Raw genomic sequence first — 346 nt, forward strand, 5'->3', positions numbered from 1 at the left:
CGAGTTAACACTGGGCAGACATCTCCAGATGATGGGGGGCCTGGACAATCTGAAAGCGGCCCTGGACATCTTTACCCAGCTACGTACCCGGGCGGCAGGTGGGGTAGCGAACACCCCCTGTGATGACAAGGAAATCGAACTGGCACTGGGAAGACTTCTTCAGGACATGGGGGGCACGGACAACCTGAGAGCGGCCCTGGACATCTTTACCCGGTTACGTACTCGGGCGGTCGGGGGGAAGATGAACAACCCCTGTGAGGATAAAGAGATCGAATTGGCTCTGGGCAGACTACTCCAGATCATGGGGGGGCCAAACAATCTGAAAACAGCTCTGGACATCTTTACC

Annotated in this window: 1 protein-coding gene; it reads left to right on the top strand. The window is 56.4% G+C overall.

Features of this window, described 5'->3' with window-relative positions; all coding sequences use genetic code 11:
* On the top strand, positions 1 to 346 hold a 346-nt coding region (locus E1189_RS22875; RefSeq protein WP_196220987.1), incomplete at both ends, for a hypothetical protein.

The organism is Parendozoicomonas verongulae, from assembly GCF_009711465.1.
GTDB lineage: Bacteria > Pseudomonadota > Gammaproteobacteria > Pseudomonadales > Endozoicomonadaceae > Sansalvadorimonas > Sansalvadorimonas verongulae.